General features: G+C 69.3%; 21 protein-coding genes. 15 read left to right on the top strand and 6 right to left on the bottom strand.

The window, feature by feature from the left end; all coding sequences use genetic code 11:
• Positions 1 to 35 precede the first annotated feature (35 nt).
• The 8 genes from AERO9AM_RS12975 to AERO9AM_RS12940 all read left to right on the top strand — a co-directional run bounded on the left by AERO9AM_RS12975 (position 36) and on the right by AERO9AM_RS12940 (position 8,050).
• Positions 36 to 1,109 (top strand): DUF1648 domain-containing protein, encoded by a 1,074-nt coding sequence (locus AERO9AM_RS12975; RefSeq protein ID WP_159576511.1) that lies wholly within the window; start codon positions 36 to 38, stop codon positions 1,107 to 1,109.
• Entirely contained in the window at positions 1,102 to 2,124 is a 1,023-nt protein-coding gene (locus tag AERO9AM_RS12970; RefSeq protein ID WP_159576510.1) for a CPBP family intramembrane glutamic endopeptidase, read from the top strand. The genes AERO9AM_RS12975 and AERO9AM_RS12970 overlap by 8 nt, the downstream gene beginning before the upstream one ends.
• A 31-nt stretch (positions 2,125 to 2,155) precedes the next feature.
• Entirely contained in the window at positions 2,156 to 2,824 is a 669-nt protein-coding gene (locus AERO9AM_RS12965) for an O-methyltransferase (RefSeq protein ID WP_159576509.1), read from the top strand.
• Positions 2,825 to 2,902: 78 nt separating this feature from the next.
• The gene (locus AERO9AM_RS12960) at positions 2,903 to 3,460 is read left to right on the top strand and encodes a PH domain-containing protein (protein ID WP_159576508.1); all 558 of its coding nucleotides are present in this window, start codon (positions 2,903 to 2,905) and stop codon (positions 3,458 to 3,460) included.
• Positions 3,461 to 3,555: 95 nt separating this feature from the next.
• Entirely contained in the window at positions 3,556 to 4,680 is a 1,125-nt protein-coding gene (locus AERO9AM_RS12955; protein ID WP_159576507.1) for a 5-(carboxyamino)imidazole ribonucleotide synthase, read from the top strand.
• Positions 4,681 to 4,834: 154 nt separating this feature from the next.
• Complete coding sequence (gene purE / locus AERO9AM_RS12950) at positions 4,835 to 5,302, top strand: 5-(carboxyamino)imidazole ribonucleotide mutase (RefSeq protein ID WP_159577540.1); 468 nt, start codon at positions 4,835 to 4,837, stop codon at positions 5,300 to 5,302.
• A 5-nt stretch (positions 5,303 to 5,307) separates the two neighbouring features.
• Entirely contained in the window at positions 5,308 to 6,756 is a 1,449-nt protein-coding gene (locus tag AERO9AM_RS12945) for an LCP family protein (protein ID WP_159577539.1), read from the top strand.
• A 223-nt stretch (positions 6,757 to 6,979) separates the two neighbouring features.
• Positions 6,980 to 8,050 (top strand): glycosyltransferase, encoded by a 1,071-nt coding sequence (locus tag AERO9AM_RS12940; protein WP_159576506.1) that lies wholly within the window; start codon positions 6,980 to 6,982, stop codon positions 8,048 to 8,050.
• Positions 8,051 to 8,071: 21 nt separating this feature from the next.
• Here the strand turns inward: AERO9AM_RS12940 and AERO9AM_RS12935 are convergent, their stop codons facing one another.
• Positions 8,072 to 8,809 (bottom strand): ABC transporter ATP-binding protein, encoded by a 738-nt coding sequence (locus AERO9AM_RS12935; protein WP_159576505.1) that lies wholly within the window; start codon positions 8,807 to 8,809, stop codon positions 8,072 to 8,074.
• Positions 8,793 to 9,662, bottom strand: a complete 870-nt coding sequence (locus AERO9AM_RS12930; RefSeq protein ID WP_159576504.1) for an ABC transporter permease — start codon at positions 9,660 to 9,662, stop codon at positions 8,793 to 8,795. Before AERO9AM_RS12930 ends, AERO9AM_RS12935 begins: the two co-directional genes overlap by 17 nt.
• A 200-nt stretch (positions 9,663 to 9,862) precedes the next feature.
• Between AERO9AM_RS12930 and AERO9AM_RS12925 the strand changes: the two genes are divergently transcribed.
• The 7 genes from AERO9AM_RS12925 to AERO9AM_RS12895 all read left to right on the top strand — a co-directional run bounded on the left by AERO9AM_RS12925 (position 9,863) and on the right by AERO9AM_RS12895 (position 18,738).
• Positions 9,863 to 11,545: a glycosyltransferase gene (locus tag AERO9AM_RS12925; protein WP_159576503.1), complete on the top strand. Its 1,683-nt coding sequence runs from the start codon at positions 9,863 to 9,865 to the stop codon at positions 11,543 to 11,545.
• On the top strand, positions 11,539 to 12,465 hold the full coding sequence (locus AERO9AM_RS12920; RefSeq protein WP_159576502.1) for a glycosyltransferase family 2 protein: 927 nt from the start codon (positions 11,539 to 11,541) through the stop codon (positions 12,463 to 12,465). The genes AERO9AM_RS12925 and AERO9AM_RS12920 overlap by 7 nt, the downstream gene beginning before the upstream one ends.
• A gap of 10 nt (positions 12,466 to 12,475) precedes the next feature.
• Positions 12,476 to 14,425 (top strand): DUF6541 family protein, encoded by a 1,950-nt coding sequence (locus AERO9AM_RS12915; protein ID WP_159576501.1) that lies wholly within the window; start codon positions 12,476 to 12,478, stop codon positions 14,423 to 14,425.
• A complete protein-coding gene (locus tag AERO9AM_RS12910) occupies positions 14,422 to 15,312 on the top strand; it encodes a glycosyltransferase (protein ID WP_159576500.1) in 891 nt (296 codons plus the stop codon). Before AERO9AM_RS12915 ends, AERO9AM_RS12910 begins: the two co-directional genes overlap by 4 nt.
• A 59-nt stretch (positions 15,313 to 15,371) precedes the next feature.
• Positions 15,372 to 16,508 (top strand): NAD-dependent epimerase/dehydratase family protein, encoded by a 1,137-nt coding sequence (locus AERO9AM_RS12905; protein WP_159576499.1) that lies wholly within the window; start codon positions 15,372 to 15,374, stop codon positions 16,506 to 16,508.
• Entirely contained in the window at positions 16,505 to 17,602 is a 1,098-nt protein-coding gene (locus AERO9AM_RS12900) for an acyltransferase family protein (RefSeq protein ID WP_159576498.1), read from the top strand. The genes AERO9AM_RS12905 and AERO9AM_RS12900 overlap by 4 nt, the downstream gene beginning before the upstream one ends.
• 83 nt (positions 17,603 to 17,685) lie before the next feature.
• On the top strand, positions 17,686 to 18,738 hold the full coding sequence (locus AERO9AM_RS12895) for a glycosyltransferase family 4 protein (protein WP_159576497.1): 1,053 nt from the start codon (positions 17,686 to 17,688) through the stop codon (positions 18,736 to 18,738).
• On the opposite strand, the gene AERO9AM_RS12890 is transcribed toward AERO9AM_RS12895, so the two are convergent.
• Genes AERO9AM_RS12890 through AERO9AM_RS12875 form a run of 4 tightly spaced genes read right to left on the bottom strand, consistent with a single transcriptional unit; the run spans position 18,722 to position 23,846 of the window.
• Positions 18,722 to 19,978 (bottom strand): hypothetical protein, encoded by a 1,257-nt coding sequence (locus tag AERO9AM_RS12890; protein ID WP_159576496.1) that lies wholly within the window; start codon positions 19,976 to 19,978, stop codon positions 18,722 to 18,724. The genes AERO9AM_RS12895 and AERO9AM_RS12890 overlap by 17 nt on opposite strands.
• Positions 19,971 to 20,372: a DUF2304 domain-containing protein gene (locus AERO9AM_RS12885; protein ID WP_159576495.1), complete on the bottom strand. Its 402-nt coding sequence runs from the start codon at positions 20,370 to 20,372 to the stop codon at positions 19,971 to 19,973. The genes AERO9AM_RS12890 and AERO9AM_RS12885 overlap by 8 nt, the downstream gene beginning before the upstream one ends.
• On the bottom strand, positions 20,369 to 21,106 hold the full coding sequence (locus AERO9AM_RS12880) for a glycosyltransferase family 2 protein (RefSeq protein WP_159576494.1): 738 nt from the start codon (positions 21,104 to 21,106) through the stop codon (positions 20,369 to 20,371). The genes AERO9AM_RS12885 and AERO9AM_RS12880 overlap by 4 nt, the downstream gene beginning before the upstream one ends.
• A gap of 40 nt (positions 21,107 to 21,146) precedes the next feature.
• Entirely contained in the window at positions 21,147 to 23,846 is a 2,700-nt protein-coding gene (locus AERO9AM_RS12875; protein WP_159576493.1) for an LGFP repeat-containing protein, read from the bottom strand.
• Positions 23,847 to 23,924: the final 78 nt, after the last annotated feature.

The following is a 23,924-nucleotide window of genomic DNA, read 5'->3' as shown; positions in this document are numbered from 1 at the left end:
GGTCGCGCGTCTGGCCGCAGAGAGAGGAAGCGGTCATGAACGATCGCACGGATCCGGTCACGCAGGACGTGACGGCCGTTCCGACCCAGGAGCTGAGGCGTGCGCGGCTGATCGCGCTCGTCGTGGGCGTGGTGCTCCCGCTGCTGCTCTCCGGCGTCGTGACCCTGCTGATCCTGTCCTGGCTGCCGGAGCTGCCCTCTCCCGCGGTCACGCACTGGGGCCCGTCCGGTCCGGACGGCTACGGTCCGCCGGCCACCTTCGTCTGGATGGCGGTGCTGCTGGGCCTGGTCCTGCCCGCGACGATGACGGCCGTCACCCTGCTCGGCGTGCGCGACCACTGGGGTGGCGCCGCGCGGCTGCTGGCCGCGATGGCCCTGGGGATCTCGGGTCTGAGCGCCGTGATCGTGCTCAGCGCGGTGGGCATGCAGCGCGGTCTCGCCGACGCCTCCCGTGCGCCCGATGCGGGGTGGTGGATGGTCGGCGCGTTCGCGGTCTTCGTGGTGCTCATCGGCGTCGGGTGGCTGGTGCAGCCGCACGTGCGCCCGGCCCCTGCGGCTCCGCTGCAACCCGTGCATATCGACTCGATCGCACGCGGGGAGCGCGTGGTGTGGCTGGCGACCGCGAGCCTGTCCCGGCCGGCGGTGATCCTCGTCTCACTGATCGTCGTGCTCGTGGTCGGCGTCACCGCGGTGATGGCGATCCGGTTCACGGATCGGATGTGGATTCCGGCCCTGACGCTGCTGCTGGTCGGCGTGGCGTTCGCGACCTCCGCGTCGTTCCGGGTGCGCGTGGGCCCGGGCGGGCTCCTGGTGCGCTCGATGGTCGGCTTCCCGCGCGTGCATGTGCCGCTCGACGATGTCGTCTCGGTCCGCGCCGTCGATTGCAACCCGTTCGGCGAGTTCGGCGGCTTCGGCTGGCGGCTCGGCCTCGACGGGCGCACCGGCATCGTGCTGCGCCGAGGGCCCGCGATCGAGGTGGAGCGACGCGGCAGGCGCCCGCTCGTGGTCACGGTCGACGGCGCCGCGGTGGGTGCGGCGGTGCTGCGGGCGTACCTGGATCGCACGCCGACGACCGCAGTGCGCGAGGAAGGTGGAACGGATCATGACTGACGAGCTGCGGGCGAAGAGCGCCGCGACCGATACCGGAGAGGCGACCGGCGCCGGAGGACCGGTCCGCATCAGCGCGGCCGCGATCGTCGCGTACGTGGTGCTGGCGTGCGGCCTGGCGTGGCTGGCCGCACTGCCGCTCTGGCTCGGCGACGGGCTGCGGGAGCCGTATGCGGTGCCCCTCATGGCCGCAGTGATGTACACACCCGCGCTCGCCGTGCTGATCGTGCTCGCGGTGCTGCGCCCGATCCCGCGGGGATCCCGGCTGCGCTTCCTCGGGCTGTGGCCGCTCCGGCCCGCGAAGCGCGTGGTCGGGATGGCGGTGATCGGGCTGCTGGTGCCGCCCGTGCTCGTGCTCGCCGGCACCGCCCTCTCCGTGCTGTGCGGGTGGCTGACGGTCGATCTCGCGGGATTCTCCGGGTTCGCGGGACTCCTCGCCGCGAAGGTCCCCGCGGGCACGCCGCTGCCGCCCACCGCCGTCCTGATCGCGGCGCAGGCGGCGAGCATCCCGGCCGCCGGAGCCACCGTCAACGCCGTCGCCGCCTTCGGTGAGGAGCTGGGCTGGCGCGGCTTCCTGGTTCCTGCGCTGCGCCGCTGGGGCACCTGGCCGGCGCTCCTGCTGAGCGGGCTGATCTGGGGGCTCTGGCACGCGCCGCTCATCCTTCTCGGCTACAACTTCGGCCGCACCGACATCACGGGCGTGCTGCTGATGACGGGCGGATGCGTCGTGCTCGGCGTGCTGTTCGGCTGGCTGCGGCTGCGGTCCGCTTCGCTGTGGCCTGCCGTGTTCGCGCACGGCGCGCTCAACGCGTCGGCCGCGATGTACCTCTGGTTCTTCGCGGCGGGGTCGAAGCCGGATCCGGCTCTGGTGCTTCCGCTCGGGGTCTCCGGCTGGATCGTCGGCATCGTGGTCATCGTCGTCCTGATCGCCGCTGGCCAGTTCCGCCGGCAGCCCGGGCTCGCCGCAGACCGCCCCCGGACACTGCCTTCGGCGCCGCCTCCCGTCCCAGGCTCTTGATCCTCATGCCGGAAGCGGTGAAGCTGGGCGCATGGCTGAACCGACCCTCGCGAACTGGCGCGCCGCAGACGACTACCTCGCCGAGACCCTGGTGGGACACGACCCCGCGCTCGAGGCCGCGCTGACCGCGCAGCAGGAAGCGGGGATGCCGGCGATCGAGGTCGCGCCCGTCAGCGGCAAGCTGCTGAACCTGCTGGTGCGGATCTCCGGGGCGCGGCGGGTGCTCGAGATCGGCACGCTCGGCGGATACTCCACGATCTGGATGGCACGGGCCGTCGGCGACGGCGGTCGCGTCGTCACCATCGAGGCCGAACCCGCCAACGCGGCGGTGGCGCGGGCGAGCATCGACGCGGCGGGCGTCGGCGATCGGGTCGAGATCCTCGTCGGGCGGGCGGCGGACGTGCTGCCGGGCCTCGCGGACCCGGGGCCCTTCGACCTCGTCTTCATCGACGCGGACAAGGAGTCGAACACGATCTACCTCGACTGGGCTGCGCGTCTCGGACATCCAGGCACCGTCGTGGTCGTCGACAACATCGGCCGGGACGGCGACATTGTCGATCCGGAATCCGCCGATTCCAAGGTCCTCGGCACGAGAGCGGGGCTCGAGCTGCTCGGCAGCGACCCGCGCTTCGACGCCACCGCCCTGCAGACCGTCGGCGTCAAGGGATGGGACGGCGTCGCGATCGCGCTCGTCGTCTGACCCCTCGGAGCGTTCCGAGCCTCGGGACACACCCTCCCGGGCGGCGCCGATGTCGCCGGAACCGGTCAGAATGGAGCCGTGACCCAACCGGTGAGTCTGAGCGGGCGGCCTCTGACGCCGCCGCCCGGCGTGCCGGCCGAGGAACGCCTCATCGCACGGTTCCACCCGCACGCCCGGCACCTGTTCTGGTCGGCTCTCGTGCTCATCGCCGTCGCCGGTGCGACGGGGTACTTCACCGGGAACCTCCCCGCGCCGATCGCCGGCTGGGCGAAGGACTGGATGCTGTGGGCTGCCGCGGGCGTGATCGTGCTGCTGCTCGTCGTCGTGCCGTACTTCGGGTGGCTCGCGCGCCAGGTCACGATCACCACCCGGCGCGTGATCGTGCGCGACGGCATCGGATCCCGCAGCAGCACCGAGATGTCGCACACCCGCGGGTACACGATCACGGTGCGCCGCGGTCCGCTGCAGCGCATGGTGGGCGCCGGCACGATCCTGCTCTCCAACGGCGTGGACGCGCCGCTGCGCCTGCGCGACGTGCCGAACGTCGCCCTGGTGCAGGAGACCCTCGCCGACCAGATCGAGGTGGGTCAGATCCTCGCGCACCGCGACGCGCAGGCCGCGAGCTTCGGAGCCTGAGGCCGAGCGCTCCGGCCGACCCGCGCTCGCGAGATCCCCGGGGACCGGGCGACCGTGCGCATGCGGAAGAATGGATGCCGAGGAATGGAGATCCGATGGCGTTGCGTGTGGGTGTGATCGGCGGCGGACAGCTGGCGCGGATGATGATCGCTCCGGCGGTCGAGCTGGGCATCGACATCCGCGTGCTCGCGGAGGACGAGGGCATGTCCGCGCAGCTCGCCGCGACCGCCGTGGGCGACTACCGCGATCTGGACACCGTGCGCCGTTTCGCCGCCGACGTCGACGTCATCACGTTCGACCACGAGCACGTGCCGCAGGAGGTGCTGCGCGCCCTCGTCGCCGACGGCGTGGCCGTGCACCCGGGGCCCGATGCGCTGCGGTTCGCCCAGGACAAGCTCGACATGCGCGCCCGCCTCGCCGAGCTGGGCGCCCCGCAGCCCGACTGGGCCCGGGCCACGGACAGCGCCGAGCTGCAGGCCTTCCTCGATGCGCACGGCGGACGCGGCGTGGTGAAGACGCCCCGGGGCGGCTACGACGGCAAGGGCGTGCGCGTGGTCTCCGCGGCGGACGAGGCGGCGGACTGGTTCGCGACCCTCGGCCCCGGCGACGCGCTGCTCGTCGAGGAGCTCGTGCCGTTCGTGCGCGAGCTCGCCCAGCAGGTCGCCCGGCGCCCGGGCGGCGAGTCCGTGTCGTACCCCGTCGTGGAGACCGTGCAGAAGGGGGGCGTCTGCGCCGAGGTGATCGCGCCCGCGCCGGGCGTCGACGCCGCGCACCTCGCCGAGGCCGCCCGTATCGGCCGCGAGATCGCCGAGGGGCTCGATGTCACGGGCATGCTCGCGGTGGAGATGTTCCAGACCGCGGATGGGCGGATCCTGGTGAACGAGCTCGCCATGCGCCCGCACAACTCGGGGCACTGGAGCCAGGACGGCGCCGTGACCGGACAGTTCGAGCAGCACCTGCGCGCGGTCGCCGACCTGCCGCTCGGGGACACCGCCCCGCACGCGGACTGGTCGGTGATGATCAACATCCTCGGCGGGCCCGAGGGGGCGGAGATGCTGGATCGCGTCCCCGCCGCGCTCGCCGCGAGCCCGAACGCGAAGGTGCACACTTACGGCAAGGCGCCGCGTCCCGGCCGCAAGGTCGGGCACGTGAACCTGAACGGGTCCGACCTCGAGGCCGTGCTGGCCGAGGCCCGCGCCGCGGCGGCGGCGTTCGGCTGACGCGCTGAGCGCCGGTCCCTGGGCCTGTCGAAGGGCCCGAGTCCCGCTTCCGCGCCCCAGCGCGCCGCAGCGGGGTTCTCACAGCCGCCCCCCGTAGCCTGGACGGGTGACTGGGACACTGCACGCATCCGCCGCGCCCCTCGTCGGCGTCGTGATGGGATCCGACTCCGACTGGCGCGTGATGAGCGCCGCCTCCGAGGCGCTGACCGAGTTCGGCATTCCGCACGAGGTCGAGGTGGTCTCCGCGCACCGCACGCCCGAGAAGCTGCACCGCTACGGCACGGAGGCGCGCGCGCGGGGGCTGAAGGCGATCATCGCCGGTGCCGGCGGCGCCGCGCATCTGCCGGGGATGCTCGCCTCCGTCACGGCGCTTCCGGTGATCGGCGTGCCCGTGCCGCTCGCGTATCTGGACGGCATGGACTCGCTGCTCTCCATCGTGCAGATGCCGGCGGGGATCCCCGTCGCCACGGTCTCGATCGGCGGGGCACGCAACGCGGGCATCCTCGCCGCGCGGATCCTCGGCACCGCGGATACCGCCCTGGCCGATCGGATCGAGTCCTATGCGCGCGATCTCGAGGCGCAGGTCGAGGAGAAGAACCGGCGGCTGAAGGACAGCCTGTGACCCAGATGCTCACCAGGCCCGGCGTGGTCTCCGCGTCCAGCGCGGGGCTCATCCGCACGCGTCCGATGCGCGACCCCGATTTCGGCTCGCCGCAGGTGATGACGCGCCGCGGCTGGTGGCTCGTGGTGCTCAACGTGCTCATCCCCGGATCCGCGCAGGTGCTGGCCGGCAACCGCCGGCTCGGCCGGTTCGGTCTCGGGGCGACACTGCTCATGTGGGCGCTGGTGATCGTCGCGGCGCTGACCGCGCTGCTCTGGCACCAGGCGCTGCTGTGGCTCACCGTCGGCGGCGGCTGGGTGAGCTGGATCGTGCTGAGCCTCATCCAGGTGCTGTGCTTCGGGTACATCGTGCTGTGGGTGGTGCTCACCTTCGACACGCTGCGCCTGGTGCGGCTCGTGCGCACCAGGGACTACGCGAAGATCGCCATCCCGCTCGTGGCCGTGCTGGTGCTCGGCCTCTGCGGCAGCGCGACCGCCTCCGCCGCGAACATCGTCGGCTCCAGCCGCAACGCGATCAGCACGCTGTTCGGATCCGGCGGGCCGAGCCTGCCGCCCAGCGACGGCTACTACAACGTGCTGCTGCTCGGCGCGGACAGCGGCCTGGGGCGCGACTCGATGCGCTACGACAGCATCTCCGTCGTCTCGGTCAACGCCGAGACCGGGAAGACGACGATCTTCGGAATCCCGCGCGACATGCCGCACGTGCCGTTCGCGCCGGGACCGATGCACGACCTGTACCCCGACGGGCTGCAGGGCCACGACGACGAGACCTGCGGCTGGGGGAGCGGCATCAACCAGCTCACCAACGCCGTGGAGACCTGCCACACCGGACCGTCCCTCTATCCGGACGCGAAGAACCATGGATCCCGTCCCGCCGTGGAAGCCACGAAGGACGCGGCAGAGGGCGTGCTGGGCATCAAGATCCCGTACTACGTGTTCCTCGACATGAACGACTTCGCGAAGCTCATCGACGCGCTCGGCGGCGTCGACATCACGGTGAAGGAGCGGCTCCCCGAGGGCAACGTGCCGGAGTGGGGCGGGCCGGACAACGCCGACGAGTGGGCGACGGGGTGGATCGAGCCGGGGCCGCAGCACATGAACGGCGACACCGCGCAGTGGTACGCGCGCTCGCGCTACACCACGAGCGACTTCGACCGGATGCGCCGTCAGCGCGAGCTGCAGGATGCGCTGCTGAAGCAGTTCACGCCGCAGAACGTGCTCACGCACTTCAACGAGATCGCCGCGGCGGGCACCTCAGCGGTCGACACCGACCTGCCGCAGGACAAGCTGCCCGAGTTCTTCGACCTCATGATGAAGGCGAAGAAGCAGAAGCTCACCACGATCGACCTCACCCCCGCGAACGGCGTGGACGAGTTCGAGCCCGACTGGAACCAGATCCACGCGATGGTGAAGCAGGCACTGCACCCGGAGCCCACGCCGACGCCGACGAACTGATCGGCGGCTCCGGCCCGAGCCGGCACCACCGGTCCCCTGAGCCGGCACCACCGGTCCTGGGCCTGCACCACCCGGTCCCTGAGCCTCTCGAAGGGCCCGATCCGGGGTACATCCGGCTCCTGAGCCTGCACCACCCGGTCCCTGAGCCTGTCGAAGGGCCCGGATCCGGCGGCCGGCGGAGCGCCTCGGCGGCTGCGCGCGCGACGCTGGGTACGTTCGGAGCATGGCTGTGCTGCGGGTGGTCCTCGATCAGGCGAACGACATCGTGGACCCTGATCAGGCCGACGCGGCACGTTCCCTGGTCCTCGGGCTCGCCGAGACCGCCCCGCCCCGATGCGAGGTCGAGGCGATCGTGCCGTCGGGAGGCGAGGGCATCGTCCCCGGTGCGCGCACCGTGCACCGTCTGGCGCTCGCTCGCCGTGAGCTCGGAGCCGCCTGGCAGCTCGGCGTGGTCGCCGGTGTGGGCGGAGGCATGATCCACGCGCCGTCCCTGTTCGCGCCGCTCGTGAAGCACGACCGGGTCAACGACTACGACCAGACCGTGGTGACGGTGTGGGACCTGCGGGCGTGGACCGCGCCCGAGGAGCTGCCCCGCGCGAGCGTGCTCTGGCAGCGGGGCATGCTGAAGCGCGCCGTCAAGCACGCCGACGCCGTCGTGGTGCCGACGCACGCCATGGCCGAGCGGCTCGCCGACCTGGGCCGGTTCGCGGACCGCATCCGGGTGATCCCCGGCGCCGTGGCCGACGGATTCGGCATCCCGCTCGACGCGACCGAGCGCCGGGCCGCCCTCGGGGCTCCGGCCCGCTACCTCGTCGCCACGGGCGGCGCAGGCACCCTCGAGCCGGTGTTCGGCGCCGCGGTCGCCGTCGATGCCGACGTCTTCGTCCTGGACGCACCGGCGGGCGCCGCCGCAGCGATCGCCGAGACCGCCGCATCCGCCGGGCTCCCCGCTCCGCGGGTGCACATCCCGGCGCGCCTCGATGCGCCCGACCGTGCGGCGCTGCTCGCCGGCGCGCTCGCGTTCACCGCCGCCGACGTGGCAGCGACGTGGCCGTGGCGCATGATCGAGGCGCTGACCCTCGGCGTGCCCGTGGTCGCCGCCGACGGCGGTGTGCACCGGGACGTGCTCGCCGAGGGAGGCGTGCTGGTGGGGGCGGAAGGGTTCGCCGAGGCGGTGCGCGATGCGGCGGGCGACGGCGCACGGCGTCTTTCGGTGATGGCCGCGGACCGCTCGCGGGCCTACTCCTGGAACGGCTCCGCCGAGCGCGTCTGGACGCTGCACGCCGAGCTGTAGGAGGCGCGACGACCCTGGGGGTCAGGCGCGCATGATCTCGACGGCCTCTTTGCTGGGACCGTCGAAGTGCACCTTGCCATCGCGGAGGAGGACCCCGCGCTCGCAGAGGTCGGAGACCATGTTCAGGTCGTGGCTGACGACGACGAGGGTCTTGCCCTGATCGTGCAGTTCGCGGACGCGCGCGATGCACTTCTTCTGGAACGGCTCGTCGCCGACCGAGAGGATCTCGTCGATCAGGAGCACATCGACCTCCGTGTGGATGGCGACGGAGAAGGCCAGGCGAAGGAACATTCCGGAGGAGTAGTGCTTGACCTCGGTGTCGATGAACTGCTCGATCTCGCTGAACGCGACGATGTCGTCGAACCGCTCCTCGATCTCCTTCTTGTTCATTCCGAGGATCGCGGCGTTGAGGAAGATGTTCTCACGACCGGACAGATCCGGATGGAAGCCGGCTCCCACCTCGATGAGTCCGGCCACCCGACCGCGGGTGAGCACCTCGCCGGAGTCGGGGCTGAGGACCCCGGAGATCATCTTGAGCAGGGTGGACTTGCCCGATCCGTTGAATCCGAGCAGCGCCACCGATTCGCCCTCGCCGATCGAGAAGGACACGCCGTCGAGGGCGCGGAACGCCGTGGTGAGCGGCTTCCTGCGTACGGCCGCGAGCGCGGTCTCCTTGATCGAGTGAGTGTGGCGAAGACGGAACTCCTTGCGCACGCCGTCCACGACGACGCGGGGGAGGGGGTCAGAGATCCTGGGCAAAGCGACCCTCCAGACGGCGGAACACGATCTGGCCGATCGCGAGGAAGACGAGGGAGATCGCGAGCCCGATCCCCGAGAAGAGCCACAGGTTCGGCGCGAGCTGCACGTCGGCGGGGTGCAGCTGGTACCAGATGCCGTAGTGGAATAGCTCGACCGCGGCCGTGAGGGGGTTGCACCGGTAGAGCACCGACAGCCACTCGGGGACGACCGAAGCCACCGCGTGCCACTCGTACATGACGGGAGAAGCCCACACCGCGACCATGACGATGATCTCGACGAAGCTCTGTGCGTCGCGGAAGGTGACGTTCACGGATCCGAACAGCAGGCCGAGTCCGCTCGCCAGCACGGCGACGATGAGGAGCGCGAGGAGGATCGCTCCGACGGCGATGAAGCTCGGCGTCCAGCCGAAGAAGAGCGCGATCACGACGACCACGAGGATCTGCGGAAGGATGTTGACCCCCGCGATGAGCATGCTGGCCACCGGGAACATCTCCCGGGGGACATAGATCTTCTTGATCAGCGCGGCATTGTCGATGAGGGACCGCGTCCCATTCGAGAACGCCTCATTGAAGAAGGTGATGGCGGTGATGCCCGACAGCAGGTAGATGGGGAAGTAGGGGACGCGGCCGTTCTGGCCGAGGAAGACGCCGATCGCGAAGTAGAAGACCGCGAACTGGACGAGCGGCTTGACGTAGGACCAGAGCCAGCCCAGCACAGATCCGCGATAGCGGATCTGCACCTCCTTGCGCACGATCAGCGAGAGCAGATAACGGTGCCGGAATACTTCCAGCAGCCCTCCATTGGCTCCTGGCCGCGTGAGGCGCGCCACACCGTCCAAGCGGGTATCTGACACCGCGCGACCACCTCCATCTGCCTGCGCGGGTTCGCAGGCGCCTAGCCATCATAGAAGGAGGGAGCAGGGAATCCGCCGCGCGGCGGAGCCGGGACGGCCTGCCCTGCTCCGGACGGCGCGCTCAGGATCCGTCGAGAGCGGACGGCTAGGATGGCGGTCGTTGTCTGCCCGCGTTTCGTGCCTCCAGGAGTCTTCTGACTGTGACCGATCATCGAGTCCACGATCTGCCCGCGCTCTTCGAGCTCGACGACACGGCGCTGGACGGTCTCTCCGAGCGTGAGATCCGCCTGCTGGTCGGCGCACTTAACTTCCACGCGATCATGGCGCCCGAGCGCGAGCTCGAGATCCATCTCTACGACGGCGACCTCACCACGCTTCCGCGTCTCACCGACGACGCGACGTTCGACGGCGGATCGCGTCAGTTCCGGCGACGGCTGCGCACCGTGCGAATGCGCAGCCTGGTCGATGCAGAGCGCCGCGAGAAGGCCAAGGGCGAGGCGCGCGCGCTCGAGCTGATCGGCTCCCCCGTGCGGCACCTGCACATCTCGTCGGACGCTGTGATCGCAGAGGATCCCGCGCGGCCGCCCCGCACCGACCTGATCGGCCAGGTAGCCCGTCGGGTGAAGGCGGCCGCACCGCTGTGGTACGACGAGGCCCGTGACCTCGTGCTGCTGCGGCACCGTCGGAGCACGACGAAGGCCGCCCCGCGACAGCAGTACGAAGCGCAGTTCGACGCCGGCGGCGTGGATGAGGACTACGAGATCGTCCCGGCCGCACCGCACGAAGCCGGAGCGTCGAAGGCGGTGATCCTGGGGCTGCACTGGTTCGAGCTCGGAGGTGCCGAGAGGTGGGCGTTCGAGACGGTGCGCCTCGTCCGCGAGGCGGGCTTCCTCCCGATCGTGCTCACCAACAAGGACTCCCATCACGCCTGGATCGGCCGTGAAGAGCTCGACGGGGCACTGCTGATCCCGTTCTCCGAGGCCACGCACCTCTCGCAGACCCCCGGCGTCGAACCGCTATTGCGCACGCTGCTGCGGCTCTACGATGTGCGCGGTGTCGTCGTCCACCACAATCAGTGGCTGTACGACAGGCTCGCGTGGATCCGGCGCAACCGTCGCGAGATCCCGGTCCTGGATTCGACGCACATCGTGGAGTACCGCGGGGGCGGCTATCCGCGCAGCAGTGCGATCGTGACCGACTCGATCTCCGTGCACCACGTGATCTCTCCGCGCCTCGCCGCGTGGATGACGCAGGTTCAGGGCGTCCCGCCGGAGAAGGTCAGGATGGCGCCCCTGGGCGGTCTCACCATCAAGCCGCGCGACGCGCGCTTCCGCCCTCGTGGCGCGGGCGAGCCCCTTACGGTGGCGTTCATCGGACGGCTTGCACGTCAGAAGGCACCCGAGGTGTTCGTGACGCTCGTGCGCAACCTGCGCCGCCACGGCGTCGAGATGCGATTCGTCATGCATGGCGACGGGGAGCAGTCCTCGTGGATCGACGACATCATCGCGGCCGACGGGCTGTCCGATGTGATCGTCCGGCGTACCTCCGCCGTCCCGGTGAAGGAGACGCTCGACGAAGCGCACGTGCTCGTCATCCCGTCGCACAACGAGGGCCTCACGCTGACGACGCTCGAGGCGATTCAGCATGGAGTCCCGGTCGTGTCGACCGACGTCGGAGCGCAGTCCGACATCATCCCGGCGTCGGCTCTGGTATCACGTAACGTGCACCGCGCGGTGCGCGAGATGACCGCGGCGGTGCTCGCACTCGCCGCAGACGAGAAGGCGCGTGAGGATCTGTGGCGCCGTGAACGGAAAGCGGAGAAGAAGTTGTTGGCGAACAAGACGGCGACGCAGTGGTTCACGGAAGAGATCGCAACGTGGTGAGCGCGACGGTCGCCGCCGTCGTCGTGACGTTCAACCGGCTCGAGAAGCTGAAGAACGTCGTCGCGGCGATCGAGAAGCAGACGCATCCCGTCTCGACGCTGTTCATCATCGACAACGCCTCCACGGACGGGACGAAGGAGTACCTCGCCTCGCTCGAGAGCTCCGTTCCGCTCTCCGTCGTGACCATGCAGGAGAACCTCGGCGGCGCGGGTGGCTTCGCCGAGGGCATGCGCCGTGGATACGGATCCGGGGCTGACCACGTCTGGATCATGGACGACGATTGCTATCCCGAGCCTGGCGCGGTCGAGGCTCTCGTGCGCGGTCTCGACGAGGCGGTCGCAGAGCTCGGGCCCGAGGTCCCCTTCTCCTGCTCCGTGGTGAAGTTCACCGACGGGAACATCTGCGAGATGAACAACCCGGTTCCCACCTGGGACTGGGGACGTCTGCTCGTCCAGGGCCAGCAGAACGTCATGGTGACGGCCTGCTCCTTCGTCTCCGTCCTCATCCCGCGCTGGGCGATCGCGGAGTACGGGCTTCCTTACTCCGAGTACTTCATCTGGTTCGACGATCGCGAGTACACCCTGCGCGTCACGGCACGATGCCCCGGCGTGCAGGTGCTCGACAGCGTCGTCGTGCACGACATGGGCGACAACAAGGGCGTCAACTTCTCGATGGTCGACCGCAAGAACTTCTGGAAGTTCTCGTACGGTGTGCGCAACGAGTCCTCCTGGCAGCTGCACCATCGCGGAGTGCTGCACTTCCTCGAGTTCGGTGCCCGCCTGTTCGTGAGTCTGCACCGCGGTCGCGTGCCTCTCGATCTGCGCGCCAAGCTCATGGGACGCTGGCTGCGCGGGATCACCTTCAACCCGAAGGTCGCTCACGTGGACGAGCGAGCGACGACGTCACTCGACGCCGCGTGAGGCGGGCGGAATGACGCAGCTGCTGGGGACCTGGCTCCCCTTCGTCCCTCCTGTGCTCGCGGCGATCCTCGTCCTCACCGTCCCCGGCCTGACGCTGGGGCTCGCGCTGCGGCTCCGGGGCTGGTGGCTCGCGGCAGCGACCGCGCCGCTCTCCGTGTCCTTGGTCGTCGTCGCCTCTGTGCTGGCGGGGGCGACCGGCGTGCGATGGGGCATCCTCCCCGTGCTGGTGCTGACCGTCGTCGCAGCGGTCGTGGCCTGGGCATGGATGCAGTGGGTCGGACGGCCGATGCCGCGGCGGCGCGCACGCCACGGCGGCGGCTGGGCGTCGGCGCTGGCCTTCGCGGTGGCGGCGGTGCCGATCGCCTACATCGTGTGCCGTGGATTCGGGGATCCGGCCCTCGTCAACCAGCGGTATGACAACTTCTTCCACGTCAATGCGATCCAGTACGTGCTCGACACGGGCAACGCCTCGCCGTTGTGGGTCGGCACGATGACGAGCCCCCATCTCATCTATCCCTCCGCCTGGCACGCACTCGGAGCGCTCGTCGCGCAGCTGTCGGGAAGCGCCGTCCCGCTCGCCAGCAACGCGCTGGTCCTCGTGGTCGCCGCGTTCGTGTGGCCGCTCTCGTCGATCCTCCTGGTGCGGACTCTGTTCGGCCGCAGCCGGATCATCGCGATCGCTGCGGGGGCCCTGTCCGCGGCGTCCCCGGCCTTCCCTTTCCTCCCGCTGCACTACGGGCCGCTGTATCCGCTCTTTCTGGGGCTCGCGCTCGCCCCGGTCGCGATCGCCGCGGTCATCCGGGCGCTGCATCCGCATCCCGTCGTGCGCCGCCACGATCTCGTCCTCCTGCTCGTGCTGCTCACGCCGGGTATCGCGGTCGCTCATCCCGGCGCGTTCCTGGCCGTGCTGGCACTCGGATCCCCGGCGGTGCTGCTGCTGGCCGCCTGGCTCTGGCGCCGGCATGGTGCGCGCGGGTACCGCGCCGTCGTCGTCGTCGGAGTCGTCCTCTTCGTCGGCGCGGCCCTCCTCACCCTGAAAGTCGTGCGCCCGCCGGCAGACCAGATCTACTGGCCTGTGACCTCGAACCTCGCCGGTGCGATCGGCGAAGTCGTCACTGCGTCCGTCTTCGGCTATCCGATCGCTCCGGGACTCGCCGTCCTCATCGGTCTCGGGGTGTTCATCGCCCTCGTGCGGCGCACGTATGCGCGCTCGATCGCCCTCGGTATGGCCCTGATCGGCACCGTCCTCTACGTCGTCGTCGCGGCTTCTCCCTCGCAGGCGCTGCGCGATTGGCTGACCGGTCCCTGGTACAACAATCCACCGCGCCTGGCGAGCATCTGGGCGGTGTCGGTGATCCCGCTCGCCGCACTCGGAGCTTCCTTCCTCGTGCGCGTCATCGCACGCCTCGGTCACCGTGCGGGACTGCCGTGGCGGCGCCCGCGCGCCTTCGCGCTCCTGGGATTCGCGGTGATCATGGTCCTCCTCGTGCAGAGCGGCGGGCTCAAGCAGGCGGCGGCGGATCTCCACTTCGTCTACGGGCAGGGTCCCGGTGCCGATGGTCCGATCCTCTCCGCCGGCGAGTACAAGCTCATCGAAGAGGTCGACGAGTACGTGCCGGAGGGAGCCGTGATCGCCGGCGACCCATGGCGCGGCGTTTCGTTCGCGTACGCCATCGCCGACCGCCGCGTCCTGATGCCCCATCTGCTGATGGACGAGAGCGCCGCAGCCGAGGAGATCAACCGTCGGTTCGCGACCGAGGGCGACTCGCCGGAGATGTGCGCCGCCTTGAAGAAGACCGGGGTGCGCTACATCCTGGACTTTGACGGCCCGGCCTTCTCCAAGAACCCAGGCGGGTTCGAGGGGGTCGAGGATCTCGAGGGAACACCCTTTGCGAAGCTGCTGGCGTCGGAGCCGGGAGCCCGTCTCTACGAGATCACTACCTGCGGATTGGCGAAATGACACTCGAGATCTTCTGCCCGTTCTGGGGCGACCCGGACCTTCTTTTCGAGACGGTGGCGTCCGTGCGCGCGCAGCGCAACCAGGACTGGCGGCTGATCGTAATCGACGACTGCTACCCGGACGAGACGGTGGCCGGTCGATTCGCGGCCATCGACGACGACCGGATCACCTACGTCCGCAACGAGAAGAACCTCGGCATCACCGAGAACTACCGCGAGGCCATCCGTCGGGCCACCACGCCGTACATCGCGATCCTGGGTTGCGACGACCTCCTGCACCCGAACTACGTCGACGTGGTGCTGCGCACCATCGCCGACGCCCCGCAGGCCGACGTGATCCAGCCCGGCGTGGTCGTCATCGATGAGCACGGCACACGGGTCACGCCCCTCGTCGACCGCGTCAAGCAGGGGCTCCTGGCACCGAAGAGCGACGGCCGCAGCGTCGTGCTCACAGGGGCGGACATGGCGACGAGCCTCATCCGCGGCGATTGGCTCTACTGGCCGTCACTCGTGTTCCGCACGGAGACTCTGAAGCGGATCGATTTCCGCGAGGGACTGCCGATCATCCAGGATCTGGCTCTGCTGATGGACATCGCGTTCGATGGCGGTTCGCTGGCCTACACTCCCGAGATCGCGTTCTCCTACCGCCGTCACGGTGCCAGCGCCTCGCAGAAGACCATTCTGGACGGGCGCCGCTTCCGGGACGAGCGCGCCTATTACCGCACGGCCCGAGGGCTGGCTCTCGCCAAGGGGTGGCGCAAGACGGCGCGAGTGGCGTCCGTGCGACTGATGTCGCGGCTGCACGCGCTGACGGAGCTGCCAGGCGTCATCCAGCACGGCAACGGCGCTGCGCTAAAATCGACGCTGGCGCACATTTTCGCGGGTTGAGGCCTTCGCAGATGCGTCGAACGCTGCCGAGGACCGCCTGACCGCCGAGGAGAACACCCATGCCCGAACACGTCCTGATCACCGGAGGGGCCGGGTTCATCGGAACCCGCCTGGCAGCGCGGTTCGCCGCCGACGGACACACCGTGACCGTGCTGGACTCGCTGATCCCGCAGGTGCACGGCGATGACCCGGTCACGACGTCCCCGCTGCTGCGCTCCCTCGACGGAGTCGCCGAGGTGATCGTCGGCACCGTGACCTCGAAGGACGACCTGCGTCGCGCGCTCTCGGGCGCGACGATCGTGATCCACCTCGCCGCGGAGACCGGCACGGGTCAGTCGATGTACGAGATCGATCGGTATGTGGACGCGAACGTGGGGGGAACCGCCAAGCTGCTGGACATCCTCACGAACGAGGAGAACTCCGTGCGGCGCATCGTCATCGCGTCGTCCCGCTCGATCTACGGTGAAGGCGCATACGAGACCGAGGACGGTCGCCGGGTGTACCCGGGTCACCGCTCCGACGCCGACATGGCGTCTGGCGACTTCGACGTGCACATGCCGGGTGAGGGGCCGCTCCGACTCATCCCGACGGACGAGACGGCGCTCGTGCATCCGTCATCGGTGTACGGCATCACGAAGCAGATGCAGGAGTCGCTGATCATGACGGTCGCGCCGACGATCGACATCGAGCCCGTCTCGGTGCGGTACCAGAACGTCTACGGCCCCGGCCAGTCGCTGAAGAACCCCTACACCGGCATCCTCTCGATCTTCTCGACGCTGATCCGCCAGGGGAAGGACATCAACATCTTCGAGGACGGCGAGGAGAGCCGCGACTTCGTCTACATCGACGATGTCGTCGAGGCCACCTTCCGCGCCGCGACCGTCCCCGCCGCGGCCGGCGGCATCTTCAACGTCGGATCCGGTGTCGCCACCTCGGTCAACGAGGTCGTCGCCGCGCTGTTCGCGGCCTATGGCACCGAGGTGCCCACCCACATCTCCGGCAACTACCGGCTCGGCGATATCCGCCACAACGTGGCCGACACGACGGCGCTGCGCGAGGTGCTCGGCTACACGCCGGCCGTCGCCTTCGAAGACGGCGTGAAGCGGTTCGCCGAATGGGTTCTGACCGAGCCGATCGAGGCCGACGGGTACGAGCGCTCGCTCAAGGAGATGGCGGAGCGGAAGCTGCTCAAGTGACGCTTCCCGCCGTCCTGCGTGGTCGCCCCTTTCCCTACCGGGACAACAGCCTCAACCTGTTCCGGTTGATCCTGGCGGCGCTGGTGCTGTTCGCCCACTCCTTCTACACGACGGGCAACGGGACAGGACCGCATCTGCAGGGCGAGAACATCGGCGGGTGGGCCGTCGCCGGCTTCTTCGTCGTCAGCGGCTTCCTCATCACGCGTTCCCGGCTGCGTACCGGCGCCGGCGACTATCTGCTCCATCGGGTCATGCGGATCTATCCGGCGTTCCTCGCCTGCCTCGTGGTCACCGCGGTGGTGTTCGCGCCGATCGCCGTGCTCCTCCAGTACGGCACTCTCGCAGGTTACGCCACGACCCCGGTGACCCCGGCCCAGTTCGTCTGGAGCAACATCACCCTGTACATGAACGAATACGGTATCGGGCGCTCGCTGAGTTCTGTGCCGTATCCGACTGCGTGGAACGGCTCGCTCTGGACGCTCTTCTATGAGTTCCTGTGCTACATCCTCGTCTGGATCCTGGGCGCGTTCGTGTGGTTCCGCCGTAACGCGATCATCGCGATCGTCTCGTTCCTTCTCGTCACGGCAGCCCATGCCGTCGAACCCCTGGTCGTCCGGTTCGGTCTCGACCCGAGCTTCCTCCTCTTCCTCAAGCTCGCCCCGTTCTTCCTCGGTGGAGCCTGCGTCTACTTCTTCATCGAGCGACACGGTGTCAACGCGTGGCTCGGGGTGAGTTCGCTCATCGTCGCTGTCGTGCTGTGTGCGTTCATCCCCGGCTGGGGCGGACAGATCGCGGCGCCCTTCCTCGCGTACGGGATCCTCTGGCTGTCGACGATCGTGCCGCAGCCGGCCTGGGTCTCTCGCAACGACGTCAGCTACGGGTTCTACATCTATGCGTGGCCGGTGCAGCAGCTGCTCGCCCTTCTGGGCGTCGGCATCGGCGCAGGCGTTCTGGGCATGGTGCTCTATGACGTCGTGGCCGTGATCGTGACCTTCGGGCTCGCCTGGCTCAGCTGGGTGCTCATCGAGCGGAGGGCGATGGCGCGCGTACGCCGGAAGCCGCAGCGCGCGGCGGCCCTGGCACCCGGCGCCTGAAGCGCTCCGGCCCGACCTTGTAGGCTGGATCGGTGCCTCGCGTTCTCGTTGATCTCCTTTCGTACACCGGCACGAAGGGCGGCATGGAAACCTACACCAGGGAGCTCTATCGCGCCTTGGGAGCGATGCCCGGCGACTGGGAGTACATCGGCTACGTCTCCAAGGAGGGCGCAGACCTCGATCTCTCGTGGTTTCCGGGGCGGATCGGCGAATCAGGCATCAGCGGCGAGAACCGCTTCATCTGGGCGTGGGGCGAACTGAGCCAGGTCGCCCGCGCAGCGCGTCGCGAGAAGGTCGACCTGGTTCATTCTCCGGCGACGCTCGGACCGCGTCGGACGGCGATGCCCACCGTCGTGACGATGCACGACATGCTGTACTGGAGTCATCCGGAGCTGATGACCACCCCGCTCTACACCGCCCCGGTGAAGTGGATGGAGCGCAAGGCCGCCGCGAACGCCGCACGTGTGGTGACGATCAGTCCGACCTCGCAGCGCGAGATCAATAAGTACCTCGGCGTCCCATCCGACCGGATCGATGTGATCCCTCTCGCCGGTGAAGCGCCGAAGAACGTCGATCGTCGGCTGGCGGGCTCCGAAGGGCCCCTGATCCTGGCGATGGGTAACCGCCGCCCGCACAAGAACTGGGGGGCGCTCATCCGGGCTGCAGCACTGATCCCTGCGCTGCAGCGGCCCCGCATCGTCATCACGGGCGGACGTGGGGACGATCCGCTCGCGCCCCTTGTTCAGAGCCTGGGCATGGGGGAGTGGGTCGAACTGAAGGGCTGGATCGACGACGCGGAGGTGGCCCGCCTGTACTCCGTCGCCACGGCTCTGGCGATCCCATCGTTCGCCGAGGGGTTCTCGCTGCCCACGCTCGAGGCGATGGAGGCGGGGTTGCCCGCTCTCCTCAGCGACATCGAGGTGCACCGCTACGTCGGCGGTGACGCCGCCCGCTACTTCGACCCGTCGGACGACCAAGCCCTCGCCGGACTGTTGACAGAGGTCTGCACGGATCCAGGCCTGGTCGCGGACATGACCGAAGCAGGGTTGGCCCGTGCGCGGGAGTTCACTTGGGCGCGGACGGCACGGGACACGCGTGCCGTCTTCGAGGAGGCGCTGCTCACCTCTCGCTCGTGACGCCGGCTTCCTGAGCGGTCCCGATGCGCGCCAGCTCGATGACGTGAACGATGCCACCGATGACCGGCGCCACCGTCAACGCCAACAGGATCCGGGGGAGCGGTTCCCAAGGGGCCAGCAGGATCAATACCGTCAGGCAGGCGCTGACCAGCCAGCCCGCGACGTACCAGCGATGCCGGTGTGCGGCGAGCACTGCGGGTCCGGTCAGGCACAGGATGCCGGTCAGGCCGGCGCTGGCGACGATCGCAGCGAGCACGCCGCCGTCGAGTGCGACGTAGTCGGGATACAGCCAGGCGAGGACGAGAGGTCCCAGCCAGGCGGCGAGGCCGGCGAGCGCTGCGATGAGCGCCAGCAGCGCGACGACCCACCGCAGGACGATGCCGACATGACCGCGGGCGTCGCGGAACCGCACGAGCAGATAGCCCTGGAGTGCCACCAGCGGGACGACCAGGGGCGCCCGCGTGAGCGAGATCGCGAGGATGACCGAAGCGAGCAGGCCCGTGCCCGCATCGGCGGCGAAGGCGCGCAGCAGCAGGGGGAGGCCGCTGATCAGAGCGCCCGTGGCCAGCGACGCCAACAGGGTCGCTGCGGTGTTCCGGAAGAGCGCGGACATCCCTACGTCGAGTTGCAGGTGTGCGGCGATCCGTCGCCCCCGCCATAGCCAGATGGCGATGGCCGCCACGAGGAAGGGGACGGCCACGGCCCAGGCCAGCAGGATCGCGCTTCCGCCCGCGCACAGCGCCAGCGCGATCGCGATCGCGCGCAGCACCGAATCGCCGATCGTCATCCCGCCGACACCCGTCCAGTCCTGGACCCCGTACATCGCGCCGCTGACGGCGGCGATGAGGCCGTAGCCCAAGGCGGCGAGGGCGATCGCGGCGACGAGGGACGCCGTGTCTGCAGGGAACACGTGCGGCCCGATCAGTCCGAACAGGACGGCGACCACGACGGCTGACGTGACCGCCGCGATGAGCGCGAAAGCCCGCCAGGTGCGATGGCCGGAACCGTCGGGCCCCGCGCGTGACGCGCGGGTCAGCTCCTGCTGCAGTCCGGCGAGGCAGGAGACCACGAGGTAGGTCGAGGACCAGAACGTCTGGAACGTCAGGTAGGTCTCGTGCGAGACCAGGCGCGGTACGACCGCCTGGATCAGATAGCCGATCCCGCCCGCGACTGCGGTGGCGAGCAGGATGGCTCGCAACCCGCTCCCCGAGTGCACCCGCGCCGGGCTTGGCTCACTCATCGGAGGCGACGCCGGCATCCGATCCGCGCGATGACTCGGACTCCAGCCGCGTCATGCGCTGCGACAGCTCGTCGTGATCTGCGCGCAGGATCGCGATCTCCTCCGCGGTCCTGCGGATCTCCTCCTCCGCCTGGGAGAGCTCCCAGGACAGGTGCAGCGCCACGCCGAGCAGCAGCAGAATCGCGAGCGCGAACAGCAGATTCGCCGGAAGCACCACGCCGAACAGCGAGGTCATCGCCTGCAGCAGCTGAGGGAAGATCCCCAAGACGAGGATCGCAAGGCTGATCACGATCCACAGCGCGGCGTACTTCTCCCGCAGGCGCCGGGTCAGGAGCATGGCCACGACGACGATGAGCATGACGATCGCGAGGACGATCCCGGTGACGGCGATCATGCGGCGCCCTCCGTCGGTCGTGCTCCGCGCGGGCGACGCAGAAGAGCGAGGCCCAGGGCCAGCACGGAGCGGGCGAGGTAGACCGTCGAGCCGAACGCTCCTTGGCTCGGCGTGCCGTGCATGCGCGGCCGCATGGCCACGGGAATCTGAGTGACGGTGAGACCGGCGTGACAGGCGACGACGAGCGAGTCCAACGTGTCACCGAGATACTCGGCGGGGTAGTAGCTCACGTACTGATCGATGGCTCGGGCGTTCGCAGCGCGGAATCCGCTGGTCACGTCGGTCAGACGCGTGTGCGCCACGCGTGAGACGATCGACGCGAGCACGACCATCGCCCAGCGACGCGGTCCTCGCACCTTGTAGTCTCCGACGTCGCTGAAGCGCGCGCCGATCGAGATGTCCGCGGACTCGAGGCCGCGAAGCACCTTCTCGATGTCGGCCGGGTTGTGCTGACCGTCCGCGTCGACCTGGATCGCGCGGCGGTAGCCCTTGCGCTGCGCGTAGGTGAAGCCGGTGCGCATCGCCCCGCCGACGCCGAGGTTGAACGGAAGCGTGAGCACGGTCGCTCCGGCCTCCCTGGCGACCTTGGCGGTGTCGTCGGCGGATCCGTCGTCGATCACCGCAACATGGTAGTCGCGGCCGGTGCCGAGGATCTCGCGCACGGTGTTGCCGACGTTGCGCTCCTCGTTCCAGGCCGGCACGATCACGAGCACCGTGTCGGGGGTCTGCGTCATAGTGGTCCCAGTCTATCCGGGAGCTTCAGGGCGCCCCGCGTCACCTCACGACGACGGTGCCATCCCTGTACAGCACGATGGTCCCGTTCTGGAACCGCTGTTGCCACGTGAGGCCATCGGACGTCTCGTTGGCGAGCGGCCAGCCCAGGGCCCCTGTGGGGCCGCCCCGAATCGCGTACTCGCGGCCGAGCACACCGCGGGTCACGGCGAGTGCGTAGGGCGAGACGTAGGTCTGCCCGCCTTCGAAGGCCTGCACGTAGCCGGTGGAGACCTTGGTCTCCACGCCGACGGGGTAGCCGAGGGGACCGGTGTAGCCGCCATTGTTGGCGAACGTGGTCGCGGTCGTTCCGCGGACTGCGAAAGCAGCACCGTTCTTGGTGCCGATCGTTCCGGATTGGAAGGGCTGCATCTTTCCCGACCCGAGCGGGGCCGACGGTCCGATGGCGAAGCCCATCGCACTGGGCCCGCCGACCCGCATGTACTCCGTGTACTCGGCATTGGCTACAGCGGAAGCCTGTCCGATCCGGGGTACGAATACAGCGCCGCGTTCGAACGTCTGCTGGAATCCGGCTGCACTTTCTGCTTCAGCAGCCGTGGGCGCGCCGAGCACATCCGTCCCGCCCGCGATACGGAACGTGGAATACGTCAGACCGATGATCGGATAGGCAGTCCCCGACGTGCCCGAGGCGATCATGCCAGAGGCGAACGGAAGCTGGCGCACGCCGTTCGTCGTCAGGGGGGCCGAAATCGGCCAGCCGAGGCGTCCGGTGGGTCCGCCCAACGAGTCCCACACGGTCGTCATCGATGCGGGGATGACCGCGAGCACCGACGGCGTGCAGATGATCCGCCCTCCGTCGAAGTCCTGGACGAAGCCGTTTCCGACGGCGCGTTCCGGACCCGTGGCAGCGCCCAGCGAGCCGGCCGCACCCCCCGCGCCGTCGTACGCGTTCCGGATCGCACCTCGTACGATCTGCGCTCCGCCCTTCCCTGTGGTGAGCGTCACCGTGTCGAACCTCTGGGAGAACGTCGTCCCGCTGCCCTTGGCGTCCTCGCGCGGGAAGCCCACGACACCCACGCCACCTGCGGTGGTGAGCGCCGAAGACAATGCACTGACGGCGTAGGCCCCGAACGCGGACGCGAAGATCGTCCCGTGCTCGAACGCCTGCGAGGAGCCGCCGTTCAACGACGCCGCCGCACCGAGGGGCCTGCCGAGCGGACCCGACTCGTAGCTCTGCGCCGCATACGGCGCGAACATCGGAGCCGACACGACCGTCACAGAAGTCGTCGTGCGGTACGCGACAGCCTTCGAGAGCAGGACCTTCGTCTGCCCGCTGCCCGCGGCAGTCACACCGGACACCGGGAGTCCGTAGCCCGCGTTCGGCCCGCCGACGGTGTTGTACCAGCCCACCCACGTGCTCGGCAGGGCAACCGCGCTGTTGCCGGACTGATAGAACGTGCCGCCGTCGAAGTTCTGCGCAGCACCTCCGGTCACCACGTACGCCCGGCTCGATGGCCACCCGTAGGCGCCGAAGATGTTCCCGACCGACTCGTGCAGGGCGAACATCGGCGCGGCGATCGCGTAGGCCCGGCCGTCGGAGCGCTCGTAGATCCTGCCGCCGGTGAAGTTCTGGTAGGCGCCGCCGTTGACCGGCACCCGGTTGCTGGTCGGCCAGCCCAGGCCGCTGGCGACGCCGGCGACGTACGTGTACTCGGTGCGGATCGGCCCCGACACGATGTACCCCGGCTGGCCGGCCTGCACGTAGATGTCCGCATTCGTGAACGTCTGCGACCAGCCTGCGCCCCCGTAGCCTCGCATCGCCGACGTGGGGTTCCCGATCCATCCCGATCCTCCGCCGTTGGCGGCCCAGGTGTCGTAGATCGAGCCGACCACGGCGAACCCCTGAGTGCTGCCGAACCAGTCGGTGAAGTAGTTGTAGAAGTTGCGGTTGCCGTACGCCGAGCAGCTGTCGCCGATACCGTAGCCGGCGGCGAGCGCGGCGGCGTTGGGCTGGTACGGCGTGTAGTAGTACAGCGCAGAGGTCGCCGCGTTCTCGATGTACACCGGGGAAGAGCCACACCCGGTGTTGGGGTTGTAGAGGATGTTCCAGGTGCGTCCGGGCGCGTACCACGTGAAGTACACGCCCTCCAGGTAGATCTTCATCTGCCGAGCGCCGCCGTAGACCTGGGCGAAGAAGCCCGCGTAGCTCGGATCGCAAGGCGCCGTGTCCGGACAGGCCTGGCCCATGGCCGCCGCGTACTGGCCCCCGACGGGCCAGGTGTCGGTGACGAGGCCCTGCTCCTTCTGCAGCATCACCACGAGCACCTGGGGGTTGATCCCGCAGGATTGGGCGACCTTGACGATGATGGTCGAGGCGAGCTCGCCGCCGGAGCCGGAGTATCCGTTGCAGTATCGGTCGGCGCCCTTGTTCGGGGTGTCCTGGCGGAAGTCCTTGAGGCACGTGTAGCCGGAACGGCATGACGACACCTTGCTCTGCAGGAACGACTGCACCTGTGCGGCCGTCATCGTGGCCGAGTTGGTGAACACGGCGTCGGAGATGATGTTCCCCGCGTGGAACTGTGACAGGTCCGCGGCGGGGCGGATCGCTGACGGAAGAACGGCGTGCGACGTCGACGTCTCCGCGGAGCTGGCGACCGGAACGGCCGCGATCAGGCCGGCGACGGTGAGGGCTGCGGCGAGCGCGGCGAACCAGCGCGAACGGAAGTGTCGGATGGGGCGCACGAGTCTATTGTGCCTGGTGACGACTGTTTTGTAGAGTGCCCCGCGATGCCTCGGAAAGCCCGAAGCCGCGCTGTGGCA

The sequence above is a fragment of the Microbacterium sp. 8M genome (genome assembly GCF_902506375.1).
Classification (GTDB): Bacteria; Actinomycetota; Actinomycetes; order Actinomycetales; family Microbacteriaceae; genus Microbacterium.
The sequence above is the reverse complement of the archived record's forward strand: the minus strand, read 5'-3'. Positions and strand labels throughout refer to the sequence as shown.